This window comes from Empedobacter falsenii, assembly GCF_019308355.1.
Taxonomy (GTDB): domain Bacteria; phylum Bacteroidota; class Bacteroidia; order Flavobacteriales; family Weeksellaceae; genus Empedobacter; species Empedobacter falsenii_B.
Window position 1 is genome coordinate 1 of the sequence record NZ_JAAGKM010000005.1, and the last position, 13,775, is coordinate 13,775.

General features: G+C 29.9%; 12 protein-coding genes. 5 read left to right on the forward strand and 7 right to left on the reverse strand.

Annotated features, from left to right (window positions below; translation table 11 throughout):
- From G0Q09_RS15170 to G0Q09_RS03650, 4 genes are all read right to left on the reverse strand, one after another.
- Window positions 1-176 (reverse strand): transposase (locus G0Q09_RS15170; protein WP_219034065.1); only part of this gene is annotated, 176 nt, incomplete at its 3' end.
- Window positions 177-378: 202 nt separating this feature from the next.
- On the reverse strand, window positions 379-1,119 hold the full coding sequence (locus G0Q09_RS03640; protein WP_219034005.1) for a GLPGLI family protein: 741 nt from the start codon (window positions 1,117-1,119) through the stop codon (window positions 379-381).
- A gap of 11 nt (window positions 1,120-1,130) precedes the next feature.
- Window positions 1,131-1,844 carry a GLPGLI family protein gene (locus tag G0Q09_RS03645; protein ID WP_219034006.1) on the reverse strand — a complete coding sequence of 238 codons (714 nt, stop codon included), beginning with the start codon at window positions 1,842-1,844 and terminating at the stop codon, window positions 1,131-1,133.
- 50 nt (window positions 1,845-1,894) lie between these two features.
- Window positions 1,895-2,158 carry a hypothetical protein gene (locus G0Q09_RS03650; protein WP_219034007.1) on the reverse strand — a complete coding sequence of 88 codons (264 nt, stop codon included), beginning with the start codon at window positions 2,156-2,158 and terminating at the stop codon, window positions 1,895-1,897.
- A gap of 844 nt (window positions 2,159-3,002) precedes the next feature.
- Between G0Q09_RS03650 and G0Q09_RS03655 the strand changes: the two genes are divergently transcribed.
- The 4 genes from G0Q09_RS03655 (at window position 3,003) to G0Q09_RS03670 (ending at window position 9,391) form a co-directional block, all read left to right on the forward strand.
- Window positions 3,003-5,162: a S9 family peptidase gene (locus tag G0Q09_RS03655; protein WP_219034008.1), complete on the forward strand. Its 2,160-nt coding sequence runs from the start codon at window positions 3,003-3,005 to the stop codon at window positions 5,160-5,162.
- 171 nt (window positions 5,163-5,333) lie between these two features.
- Window positions 5,334-6,818, forward strand: a complete 1,485-nt coding sequence (locus G0Q09_RS03660; RefSeq protein ID WP_219034009.1) for a peptide MFS transporter — start codon at window positions 5,334-5,336, stop codon at window positions 6,816-6,818.
- 29 nt (window positions 6,819-6,847) lie between these two features.
- A complete protein-coding gene (locus G0Q09_RS03665) occupies window positions 6,848-8,932 on the forward strand; it encodes a peptide MFS transporter (protein ID WP_219034010.1) in 2,085 nt (694 codons plus the stop codon).
- 15 nt (window positions 8,933-8,947) lie between these two features.
- A complete protein-coding gene (locus G0Q09_RS03670) occupies window positions 8,948-9,391 on the forward strand; it encodes a thioredoxin family protein (RefSeq protein WP_125348917.1) in 444 nt (147 codons plus the stop codon).
- Here G0Q09_RS03670 and G0Q09_RS03675 read toward each other — a convergent pair.
- Window positions 9,381-11,345, reverse strand: coding sequence for a ComEC/Rec2 family competence protein (locus G0Q09_RS03675; RefSeq protein ID WP_219034011.1), 1,965 nt, complete (start codon window positions 11,343-11,345; stop codon window positions 9,381-9,383). The genes G0Q09_RS03670 and G0Q09_RS03675 overlap by 11 nt on opposite strands.
- Before the next feature lie 76 nt (window positions 11,346-11,421).
- Between G0Q09_RS03675 and G0Q09_RS03680 the strand changes: the two genes are divergently transcribed.
- Window positions 11,422-11,859, forward strand: a complete 438-nt coding sequence (locus G0Q09_RS03680; RefSeq protein ID WP_257468052.1) for a DUF2141 domain-containing protein — start codon at window positions 11,422-11,424, stop codon at window positions 11,857-11,859.
- 16 nt (window positions 11,860-11,875) lie between these two features.
- Here G0Q09_RS03680 and G0Q09_RS03685 read toward each other — a convergent pair whose 3' ends face one another.
- The gene (locus tag G0Q09_RS03685; RefSeq protein WP_219034012.1) at window positions 11,876-13,225 is read right to left on the reverse strand and encodes an outer membrane beta-barrel protein; all 1,350 of its coding nucleotides are present in this window, start codon (window positions 13,223-13,225) and stop codon (window positions 11,876-11,878) included.
- A complete protein-coding gene (locus G0Q09_RS03690) occupies window positions 13,212-13,769 on the reverse strand; it encodes an RNA polymerase sigma factor (protein WP_038333274.1) in 558 nt (185 codons plus the stop codon). The genes G0Q09_RS03685 and G0Q09_RS03690 overlap by 14 nt, the downstream gene beginning before the upstream one ends.
- Window positions 13,770-13,775 lie beyond the last annotated feature (6 nt).

Below are 13,775 nucleotides of genomic sequence, written 5' to 3' on the forward strand. Positions count from 1 at the left end.
AGTTCCTTTAATTGAGCTAATTGATGGGCTTCCATTCCGCCATATTTACTCTTCCATTTATAAAAAGTGGGTTGGCTTATTCCATGTTCACGACAAATTTCATTGACTGTTTTGCCTTGATTTTGTTCTGATAAGATCTTGACGATCTGAACTTCTGTAAAATTGCTTTGTTTCATAATTATCCCTAAGTTAATAAACTATATTTTTAAACGGTCCGGTTTTTAGGGAAGATTACAGAATTAGTTATTGTACTATAACTTTTTGAAGAAAATATCCACTTGAAAATTGATATTCTAAAATATAAAAAACACCTTTTACTTAACATAAAAGGTGTTATAGAATATAAATAATTACATCAAAATACATTTAAAATTAATTCTATTTATCTACGCTTATATTAAAAAAATCATTTTCTTTTTGAATGTGCTTTTTTAATATTTCATCATATTTTTCTTTTGAAATAGCCTTATTTTCTTTGAAATTATTAGGTTTTATTATCTTATTAGTGTTTGAAAAAGATATCTTCTCAGCTAATATCTGTGTTTTTTCTCCTGTTTTTATGTGTTCCATCTCTACAATTAGAATAATACCAGGGAGACCTCCTAAATACTTAGGTCCTGTAGGTATGCTAATGTCTTCATTATACCAAGCAAGTATTTTATACCCATTAAATTCACAATAAGCAGACTTAATAATATAATCTTTATATGATTTAGTTTCTTTATTGATACTCCAATTTAAATTTTGTAAATAATCTTTTATAAAAAAAAGTTTAGGATATGTCTCTTCTATAATATAAAAATTATCATCTAAATTTTTATATATGTAGTTTTCAGAACTATGAAAAGAGTTATGAAAACTATTTGATTGACTATTGTTTATTTTTGGAACAGAGTTATATAAGGATTCAGTTCTGTTAGCTTTTAAATTAAAAAATCTTTTCTCTAACATTGTATTTTTTAAACTTATCAACTGTTCTTTAGAATATTTAGAAGAATCTTTTATTTCCCAAAAAACTCTCTCAGAATAAAGTATTTCAATTTGATCATTTGATTGAGAAAATGTATAAATTGAAATACTAAATAGATAGATAAAAATAAATTTTCTATATAATTTCATGGTACATATATTTAAAAAACTACTCCTAAGTCATGTAACTCAGGGTGGATTTTTTCAATTCGAGAAATTTTCAATTCATTTCTACCATCAGTATCACAATTACATTTTTGATCTTCAATATATTTTTCAAGATCAGATAAATATAATTTAGTAAATTCATCCCAACTATTAAATGTATATTTATCTATAGACTTAAAAGATTTTGATAAATTATCATTAAAATAATTTAAATCAATATTTGTTGCTTCAAATTTATATAGTCCATCATCACTTTCAACTTTTAATATTAATCCATTTAATCCATTAAATTTCCATGGGCCAAATTTCAAAGGTATTTGAGTAGTGTAATAGGCATTAAATTTTCTACCTCTATAAATAACACTTGCTACATTGCAAGTATAACCTAATATATTCACTTTCATTTTATCATCAAAACTCCAATTAAACACAGGAATATCTTTAACTAGAAATCTTCTTTTTAATGTTTTATCACTTAAATAATAAATATCATTATTTCTAAAAAATAAATTATTAGAATCAAAATTAATCACTTCTTCTCCTTTAGCATTTTTAGTTAATTTCCATTGAGAAGTGTTTGAAATTTCATCTATTAATAAATCGTATTCTAAAATTGTCTCAATGTTATTATATGAAAATTTTATTTTTTGTGCGTAAGAGTGTTGTGTAATAAAAAATATTATTAATAAATATAAAGTTTTAGTCATTTTAATTTAAATTAAACCCCCTTTAAAAAAGGGGGTGGAAATTTGTGATTTTATTCAACTGGAGCAACTTCTTCTACAGCTTTTCTTAATTTATCAGCAGCACAGTTAAATGCTTCTGAATAAGTAGTTCTACAACATGTAACTGTAACGGTATCTCCATCAGAATCCTGTGTTGTTTGCATATTGCACTCAGTAATAGTTTCAGTAGTTTCATTTAAATTTGAAGAAACTGTTACTTGATTGTTATCTATTCCATTTGAAGCAAACGCAAGGCTTCCAAATGATAGAAATAAAGTAAAAAATAAATTTTTCATAGTAATAAATTTTAAAATTGATTTTTAAATTCACCTAACCATTAGGTTATAACAAGTTATGTATATATTTTTTTTAAAAAAACAGTCAATAAAAAAATAGAAAAAATATCTGTATAATTATTTAAAAATGGATAATTTTCTAATTATTTAAAAATGTAAGCCAACTTAACATAATCATTATTATACACCAAAGATTTTTAGGTTAAAACACTGATTGCGTGAGAGTGCAGTTTTGAACAAACAAGTTTGTAATTTAAAATGCTCTGAAAGAAGCATTTAATCGTTGAGTGAAGGTATTCATATCAGACAAAATTATTTTTCTTTCGTACTAATTTTTTACTGCAACGTTATTATTTTTTTTATAACTCTCTATAGAGTTTATTCGTGTTTTCTTCGACAGTTCTTCGACCATTGTCCTCGCAAAGGTGCATTTTTCCGCAAGTTCGTCGAAGGATGGTCGAACAAGAGTAAAATGAGCTATTTTTCGAGATGATGTGAAACATAGATACACAAAGGTTTGTATAGGAGTTTCAATTAACAAAAATGTATTGTTGATAAAAATATTGGAGGACAGAAGTGGACAAAACCGGGCACTTGTGGTCACTTTTTGCGGAAAATGTGATTTGTATTGTTTAAATGATTATATTACAAATATTTGATTAATTTAAATATTTTGATAAGAATGATGAAATACGATTATCTGTAAATTGTTTAAAATATAAAATAGTGAAGAGTTTTTCGTTTATATGAACGATTATAATGGATTATTCGAGGAAATGTGTTATTTGAGAAAATAGAATTGTTTATATTTGATTGTTTGAACTCACATGATTAGAAAATTAATATGAAAAAATTTATTTTAAGTTTGGCTGTCCTTGCGATGGGCGCTTATTCTTATGCACAACAAATAACCATTGAAGGGATATATGGCGGAAAATACCGCGAAAATTCATTGTACGGTGTGAACTCATTGAACGATGGAGAAAATTATACTATTCTGACAAAAGACGGATTGGTAAAACGTTCGTACGAATCGACATTGAAAAAAGGGCAGACTTCTGATATTGTTGTCGTTCCAGGAAAGTTTGAAGGTTATGAATTTAGTTCTGATGAGCGTTACGTTTTATTGCAAACTAATTCGCACCAAATTTATCGTCATTCGTTTACAGCAAAGTTTGAGGTGTATGATACGCAAACAAAATCGAAAGTATTGTTATTTGATGGAAAAGGAATTCAAGAGCCTTTGTTTTCGCCAGATGCTTCTAAGGTAGCTTTTGCTTTTGAGAATAATTTATACATTCAAGACTTAAAATCGAACAAGGTAACGCAAGTTACGACTGATGGTAAAAAGAATAATATTATCAACGGGATTAATGATTGGGTTTATGAAGAAGAATTTGGTTTCGTAAGAAATTTTGATTGGAATGCTGATGGAACGTCTTTGGCTTATGTTCGTTTTGACGAATCGAAAGTGAAAGAAATTAATATTCCGATTTACCACAACAATCTTTATCCACAAGAATTACGTTACAAATATCCAAAGGCAGGGCAAGATAATTCGGAAGTTTCGTTACATGTTTTTGATACGAAGAATAACTCAACTGCAAATGTTAATTTAGGCGGAGTTCAGAATTATTATATTCCTAAAATTAAGTTCTCTACAAAAGCGAATTTATTAACGGTTGTAACGTCTAACCGTCATCAAAATAATGTAGATGTTTCGTTTTATGATATCAACACGAAAAAAGTAAATAAATTATTTACTGAAACAAATAAAGCGTGGATAGAAACGGATAATTTAACGTTAGAGTTTTTAGCAGATAATTCGTTCTTATGGACTTCTGAGCGCGATGGAAATAACCATATTTACCATTATGCAGATAACGGAAAGCTAATTAACCAAGTGACGAAAGGAGATTGGGAGGTAACGAATTACTATGGGTATAATCCTGGTAATAAAACACTTTATTATCAATCTAACTCGAATAATGGAAAACGTATTTCGACAGAAAGACAAATTTCTTCGGTTAGTTTAGATGGTAAGAAAACTACAATGTTGACGAAAAATAATGGAACAAATTCGGCTGCTTTCAGTAAGAATTTTACTTATTTCATTAATACTTTTTCGAATACAACGACTCCAAAAACAATTAGTTTAGTAGAATCTAAATCTGGTAAAGATTTGGGTGTTATTGTTGAGAATACTTCTTTAAAAGATAAATTGAATACAGATAATATTGGAACAAAAGAATTATTTGTGTTGAAAACTGCGGCTGGAAATGAGTTGAATGCTTATGTAATCAAACCAAAGAACTTTGATCCAACTAAAAAATACCCAGTTTTGATGTATCAATATTCTGGACCGGGTTCTCAGAATGTAAACAATGCGTATTTCAACTCGAATGATTATTGGCACATGATGTTGGCACAAGAAGGTTACATCGTTTTCTGTGTTGACGGTCGAGGAACGGGATATAAAGGAGAAGCTTTCAAGAAACAAACGTATTTGCAATTAGGGAAATATGAGGTAGAAGATCAAATTGCAGCAGCAAAAGAGATTGGTAATTTACCTTATGTGGACAAATCTCGTATCGGAATTTGGGGTTGGTCTTATGGAGGATTCATGGCTTCGAATGTATTATTCAAAGGGAATGATGTGTTCAAAGCGGCAATTGCAGTTGCTCCTGTAACGAATTGGCGTTATTATGATTCTGTTTATACAGAGCGTTTTATGCGTACACCAGAAGAGAATGCTGCTGGTTATGACGATAATTCACCGATTAATTATGCAAACGACTTGAAAGGTAATTTCTTATTAATTTCTGGTTCTGCTGATGATAATGTACATCCACAAAACACATTCGAATTGTCGGAAGCGTTGGTACAAGCGAACAAAGATTTTGATATGGCAATCTATACCGATAAAGATCACGGGATTTATGGTGGAAACACAAGAATTCAGTTATATCGTAAAATGACAAATTTTATCAAGAAGAATTTGTAAGAAAAAAGCTGTATTTATTAGAATACGCCAATGAATAAGATGAAACATTATTCAAATTGACAAAAATCATACATTAAACAAAAAAAACCTCTGCATTGTCGGAGGTTTTTTTTATTTTCGTTGATTGCTAATAAAATCTAAATGATATATTAGCGCTTAGTTAAAGAAATTATGAGTCAAAAATTAACTTTAGAGCAAATTCAAAACTTTGAAGGGAAATACCCAAAACAGCTTTGGCATTTGTTTATGGTAGAAATGTGGGAGCGTTTCTGCTTCTATGGAATGAGAGGAGTTCTTGCCATTTTTATGGTAGATATGTTGGGATTAACGGATGCAGAATCAAATTTAAAATATGGAGCAATCCAAGCTTTTGTTTATGCATTTACTTTTATTGGAGGTATTTTTGCAGATAGAATCTTAGGATTCAAAAAATCATTAATCTTCGGAGGGTTGGTAATGGTTGCAGGAAACTTATTAATTGCAACAGATCCTCATCAATTTTTCTATTACGGAATTACATTAAGTATTATTGGAACAGGTTTTTTCAAACCAAATATTTCTTCGATGGTTGGAGAACTGTACAAAGCAGATGATCCAAGACGTGATGCCGGATTCGGTTTATTTTATTCAGGGATTAATATAGGTGCATTTTTAGGAGGTATAGTTTGTGTTTATTTAGGTAAACAAGTTGGTTGGAATTATGCTTTCTTAGCGGCTGGTATCGTAATGATAATTGGAGTTGTTTTATTCTTATTTATCCGTAACGAGCTGGGACCAATTGGAGATTCTCCACTTGAAAAAATGGATCCTAAGAAAAGATTAATTAGAGAAGTAGCCGTATATGTAGGAGCATTGGTTTGTATTCCTTTAATTTTTATCATGATTCATAATACAGCATACACAGATATGTTTATGTTTATTGTAGGACCATTGGCAATTATTTATTATTTAATTCAATTATATAAAATACCAAGTTCTAAAGAAAAAAGTAAGTTTATCGCTGCTTTTATCATGATTACGTTCTCTATTTTATTCTTTGCAATTTTTGAGCAAGCAGGAGGTTCTTTAGCTTTGTTTGCTAACAAAAACTTACATTCAACTTTATTTAGCGTTCCATTAGATCCAAACATTGTAAATAATAGTGCAAATTCATTGTATGTTATTATTTTCTCACCTTTATTAGGATTAGTTTGGTTATGGATGGCGAAAAAGAAAATTGAGCCAAACACAGTTGTAAAATTTGGTTTAGCCTTCTTGATGTTAGCAGGGGCTTATTATATCTTCTATTCATTAAGATTTTTTGCTGACGAAAATGGATTATCATCATTAGAAATATTTGCATTAGCATATTTTGCAGTTACAATTGCAGAGTTGTGTTTATCACCAATTGGATTATCAATGGTAACAAAATTATCTCCAAAACACTTAGGAGGAATGATGATGGGATTATGGTTCTTAGCATCTGCTTACGGGCAATATTTAGCAGGAATCTTAGGAGCTGGAATGTCAGATCCAAGTCCAACTGCATCTTTAACAGATAAATTAATGGCTTACACAGATGGTTATCAACAATTGGCAATTTATTCTTTAGTTGCAGGTGTTATTGTCATCGTATTGTCTCCATTTATTCGTAAATTAATGCAAGACGTAAAATAACTTTTAAGATATACTTTTAACAAACAAACATGAGTTCAAAATCGGAAAATTTCTTTGATTCAAAAGTATTAGGACACCCGTCGGGATTGTTCGTGCTTTTCTTTACAGAGATGTGGGAGCGTTTTTCATTCTACGGAATGCGCGTTTTATTAATTCAGTTTTTAACAGCTGCAGTTATTGGGTTAAATCCAGGTTGGGAATGGTCTATAGAAAAAGCAACTGCTTTATATGGAACATATGCAATGTTATTATACATTACGCCCATCTTTGGAGGTATTATTGCCGATAAATACATAGGTTATCGTTGGGCAGTTGTAATTGGTGCGATTATTATGACTCTTGGTCATGCATTCATGGCTTTTGATACACCTATCTTTTTATATTTAGGATTGGCGTGTTTGGTTATCGGAACAGGATTCTTTAAACCAAATATGACATCTATCTTATCAGAAATGTACAAAGACTTTCCTGAGAAAAAGGATGGTGCTTATACAATTTTCTACATGGGAGTTAACGCTGGTGCATTCTTCGGAATGATGTTATGTGGATTCTTAGCAGAAAAAGTAGGATGGCACTGGGGATTCGGTTTAGCTGGAATCTTCATGTTATTAGGAACATTACAGTTCTGGTTAGCAAAACCATTATTTGGGCATATTGGTGAAGTTCCTTCAAAAACAGGAAATCAAATTACTGCTGATGATGATACACCAAAATACGAACCAGGAGAAAAACCAAATCCTTTTACAGTATTAGATCAAGTATTGATCGTTATTATGACGCTTTTAGGATTAGGATATGCGTTCAATGATCCGTTAAATGCAATTGGTGGAATTAACTTATTCCCATTCTCTATCGGAGGATTATCAGGACAAAATGTCGTTATTTTAGTAGCATTATTCTTGTTCTTCTTTGTGGTAATTCGTCGTTTGGCAAATTATACAAAAGTGGTTCGTGATCGTATGATTGCGGTAATTATTTTTGCTTTCTTCGTTATCTTCTTCTGGATGTCTTTCGAACAAGGAGCTACATCATTAGTAATCTTTGCGCGTGATAATACAGAACGTAACTTAATTGGAGGTGCTGCAATGGCATTCAACGTTTTCAATACATTATTAACAGTTGTTCCATTATTGTTCATCTCGTATGTATTGATTTTATTAGCAAAACAAACATTTAAAAAAGCGGCTTTATCTAATGTTGTTTTAGCGTTTACTTTCTTAGGAATTTGGGCTGCTGCAATTTGGATGTTAAACTATAACTGGACTTCTCACTCTTACGATGTTTCTTACCAAGCAATTGAAACGGCTAAATTAGACGACTCTGGTAAACAAGTGATGAACGAAGAAGGTCAACCTGTTTTTGATAAAACACCAGTTACGGCTTCTTATGTTGCAAATTCTACAGATAAAATTGTTACTGAAACAATTAATTTAGCTTCTCAAGACGCTTTAACAAAAGGTTCAGATATTAGCATTCACAAAGAAGGAGATAAATTTGTATTAGTTTCTCCAGAAAGTTTAGTGAAATTAGATACTGAATATAAAAATCAAAACAAACCATCTGAAGTTGTTCCTGCGAAAGTAGCAGAGATTAAAGATTCTCAAGTAGAAATTACCGTTTCTTGGTTCTCTACATTAAACTCTTTCTTCATCATTGCATTAGCTTCATTAGTTTCTCGTGTTTGGGATTCTAAATACAACCCATCAGCTTCTGTAAAATATGGTTTAGGATTAATCATTATGGCAATCGGATTCGGATTCTTAGCTTTCGGTTCTTACGGAATTTCAGAAGGCGTTCGCGTTTCTATCATCTGGTTAGTATTAGCTTATTTGTTCCATACATTGGGCGAGCTCTGTTTATCTCCAGTTGGACTTTCGTACGTATCAAAATTAGTTCCAGCACGTATGATTGCATTTATGTTCGGAATGTGGTACCTTGCAATTGCAATTGGTAACAAATTGGCAGCCATTTTAGGAGGTCAAATCGAAAATATTACAAAAGAATATTCGTTATCAACTTTCTTCTTAATTTTTACAATTGTACCAATTGTAGCAGGTTTAATCGTTATCGCATTAAATCCAGTTATGAAGAAATTGATGCACGGAGTTAAATAATAAAGATTGAAATTTATGAAATCAAGCTTAGCAATCGCTGCCCTAATTTTATCATCATTTCTTTTCGGACAAGAAATTAAATGGTTATCATTAGACGAAGCAACAAAGGAAATAAAAGCACATCCAGAAAAACCTGTATTGATTAATTTTTATACAACTTGGTGTGGATTCTGTAAGCGTTTGGACAAAGAAACTTTTACAGATAATAAAGTCGCAGATTATGTAAACAAAAATTATATTGCGGTAAAATTTGATGCAGAAACAAAGGATATGGTAAAATTTATGGGAATTCAGTATACATATATTGCGCCTGCTAAAGCGAATTATATGGCATATGCCTTTACAAACGGACAATTGAGTTATCCTGCAACTGTTTTGATGAACGGAAAAGGAGATATCAACAAAGTCGTTTTGGGTTATCGTAGTTCAACAGATTTCATAAACGATATCAAAATTTAATCGAGAAATAACCTTGTTGAGAGGTTTTCCATAAAACAGAATCAGAAGTTTTTTCGAGTTCTGTAACAATAGAAGGGTAGTTGCTGGCATCAGCAATTACCCTTTTTAAATTTTCATTATTTTCGAAAGGATAAAGCCTTGATTGATGAATTAACACATAAAAAGGAATATCAGAATGTTCTTCATTTAATAAGAGCTTAAATGACTTCGTTTCAATAGAATTTGGATGTTTGATAAAATGTTGATGTTTAAAGTCTGAATCATAAGAGTAGAAACTAACATCTTTTATTCTTTCGTGGATTTTATATGGTTTAATCGTAAAATTATATGTTTTTTCATCTAAAGGATTTTCACTTAAAATGCTTAAACTTCGTTGATTTCTTATGCCGATAATACTATTCTTGTATTGATTAAAAACGATTAATTCATTCGAATGATTGAGTTGATTAATTTGGTGAAATCGTTCCACTTGAATTAGAAATAAAGAAATTAAACAAACAAATAATGCTAGTTTAGATTTTTTTAGGAACAATGGTTTTGATGCATATAAAATAACGCCAATCAAAATTGCGGTAAATAAACTGATGTAAACATCTTTTGCAATAAACTTGAAGTTCGCTAACCAATAAATATATTGATTTGAGTAATAGATAAAATGATTGAAAATCCATGTATAGATTGGAATATTAAGATCGAAAATGATGAGAAGAATACTAATTATTCCGCCACAAATCATAAAAAAGGAAGCAGGAATCAAGACTAAATTTCCAAATAAAAACAATCCTGAAAATTGATTAAAATACAAGACCGAAATTGGTAAAGTTCCTAATTGAGCAGATAAACTTGTTTCAATCATAATCTTGATTTTCTTCAGGAAACTATTTTTAACTTTCCAATAATACTCAAAAATTGGATTGAGCCAAACAATGAAAAAGACCGCTGAAAAACTCAATTGAAAGCCAACATCAAACAAATAATTAGGTTGAAAAACTAGAATGATAAAAGCAGAAAGTGAAAGTGTGTGAAAAATATTTTTTGGTCGGTTGAGTAATTCGCTAATATAATAAATGGTAATCATCAACGCAGAACGAAAAACTGGCGGTTGTAATTCGACATAAAAAGCAAAGATCCAGATAAATATTAAGCTAATAATTATTCTAATTTTTCGACCTTGTTTTAGCTTTAATAATGGTTGTAAAACGAATTGTAAAATCATGTAAATCATCATCACATGTAAACCAGAAATGGATAAAATATGCACAACTCCTGTTGCTACATAACTTTGATTGAGTTCTTGCGAAAGCTCTGTTCTATCACCCAAAAGCATAGACGAAATAATCGCTCTACTTTCAAGGGAATAACCTTGTTCTGTTAGTTCTTTTCGAATCTTGACTTTCGATTTGGCAACCCAATTTCGAAATCCATTTCCTTCTTTGTGAATAGAAATAATTTCATTTGTAAAGATTTGAGAATAAATTCGTTTTCTGTTTAAGAAACGTTTATAATCAAATTGATATGGATTTAACGGTTCTTGGATTTCTCTTTTTTCTCCTAAAATTATGATTTCATCATTGGGATATAAAATTTGTTGTTGAGGTTTGATATGAAGTAAAATTTGCTCATTCGTTTCAATATCTTTTACAACGTAATTGGTATATTTTTCGGTAGAATTAGAACTATAAACGACTTTTAGTAAATGAATTCTCGAAACAGATTCGAAATCAATTTTTGAATGTCTATTATAATTTTGATGAATATAATAGCCTAAAATCATCGAAATGCCTAAAAAAGTGATTATATTTTGACGATTATTATTTTTTAACAAAGAGATAAAAAGTAGAATAATTAATGAAAAAAATATAATTCGTAAATTTGTAGCAGGAATTAATAATTCGGATAAAATTATTCCGATTGAGAAACAAATTGTTAGGGTAAAAAAGAGATACTTTTTCATCCTAATAATTTATAAATTTTTTTACAAATAGTAGGTTTTAATTATTTGTAAATGAATTGATTAAAAAAATAAAAAAATGAAGAAGATTCTTATATTAATTGTGTTATTTTTTACTCAAATGGCAATGGCTCAAATTGATGTAAAACTATCAATCACAAACCTTAAGAAAATGAAAGGAAATTTGGCTATAGAGTTTTATAGAAATGTAGAAAATTATACAAAAGGTCAAAATGCATTTAAGAAATTGTACGTTCCAGTTGCTGATATAGACAAGTATGAAACGGTTTTTAAAGATATTGAACCAACATTTTATGCGGTAAAAGTGTTTTTGGATACGAACAATAACAAAAAATTAGACAAAAGTTTTTTAGGCGTTCGTAAAGAACCTTATGGTTTTTCGAAAAACTTGGATCCTATTTTGCGCGAGCCAACTTTTGAGGAAGCTAAAGTAGAAATGACCGAAGAAAATAACACAATTGTAATCAAATTAAACAATAACAAAGGCGAAGAATAATCTTCGTCTTTTTTTGTTAAAACTTAATTGAAAAACCTAAATTTAATCCTAATAAAGATGGGTTTTTAGCGTCAACATTTTTCAATGGATTTAGCATATATCTATAGTTTGGTTCAAGGTTAATGCTTGATTTATTCGATAAATTATACTCTAATTTAACACCTGCATTCGCGCTATAACTCATATCATTCAAGTTGCTTGCCTCACCCAATTTATATTGAGATCTTGTGTTAACATCAGCCAAAGAAATCGTATTTTTTGTGACTACATAATAACTTCCACCAGCTGTTGCAAGAAGATTAAATTTATCAAAACTCGCTAATTTGTATTCAACTTCTAACGGAATCTCGATATAATGCACTTTTTGCTCCATATTATTTGTTTCAGAAGACAACATTGTCATTGTTGTATGTGATATATTATCACCTACAACTCGAATATTCGAATGATATGTGATATTGTTAGATGATTTTGGCATGCTTGCAGAAAGTGCATAAACACCTGTATTGATTCCCGAATTTATATTGGTTGTATTTTGTTCCAACTCAACTTTTGCAATTCCCGAACGAACATTTATCTTATCATTTAATCGAACAGAAACTTTTGCGCCATAAGCAACTGTAATGTTATTTTTGATGTTGTAATCATTAAATTCATTTGCTAAAATAGATTTTGATTCTAACACTTTTGTTGGATTGATGTACGAAGAAATCGTCAGAAGTGGAGATTTCTGTTTGATTTCTACTTTCTCTTTCTTTTTTTCCTCTTCTTGAAGAACTAATTCTAATGGTTTTTCTTCTAAAATTTTAGGATTAGTTTCTTTTTCAGAAACTTCATTTTTTGGATTGATTGAAGAATTATTTTGTACAAAATTATCTTTTTGAGTTGAATTCTTTTGAGATAATTCTAGTGTTTTATCTTCTTTTTGATTTGGAATTGTATTCGAAAATAAAGTTGATTCTCCAATTATATTTTCAAAATATGAACTTGAACTTTGAATTATTTTTTGATTTGATTCAGTCGATTTTTTTACAGAAGAAACAATCTTATTATCAAAAGACTTTTCATTTGTATGTTCAATATTATTCCAATCTTTTTTGATAGATTCTTTAGAAGTCGATTTCGTTTTTACAACTTCATTAGTCGGAGTATGATTAACGTTAACCGCATCATTTTGATTAAAATAATAAATAGAAATTCCCGCAACTAAACACGCTGCTGTAGAACCAATCCAATAAAATAAAGGAATGATGCGTTTTTTCTTTTCTTTCTCGTCTAATTTCTCTTGAATATTTTTCCAAGCATCCAAAGGAGGAAGTTGTGGTTGCGAGAGTTTATCTTTAATATGTTGATCAAATTTGTTCATCTTCTGTGACAGTTTTTAATTGATTGAGTTTTTGTTTTAATAAATTTCGTGCTCTTGATAAGTTTGATTTTGAAGTTCCAACCGAAATGGTCAGCATTTCTGCAATTTCTTGGTGCGAATATTCTTCAAAAACGTAGAGGTTAAAAACTTGCCTATATTGTGGTGGAAGATTATGAACGGCTTCTAACAACTGTTGATAATCAAAATCTTCTTCAACTTCGTCGTCATCTTCCTGTGTGATAATGAGATTTTCGAAATCTTCAAAAGGTAAATTATTCTTCTTTTTTAGTTTTTCTAAATTAAGATTTACCATTATCCGTTTCATCCAACCTTCAAAAGATCCTTCGAACTTGAATTGATTTATTTTATTGAAGATATGAATAAAACCCTCTTGAAAAATATCTTGCGCATCTTCGTAATTTTCGGCATAACGAAGACAGATCGAGAACAAAACAGGCGAAAACTCAACATAAATTTCTTCTTGAGCTTTTCTATTTTGTTCTTGACATTGCTTGATTAAAATTTCAAGAGAGTCACTATTCAAAACTTA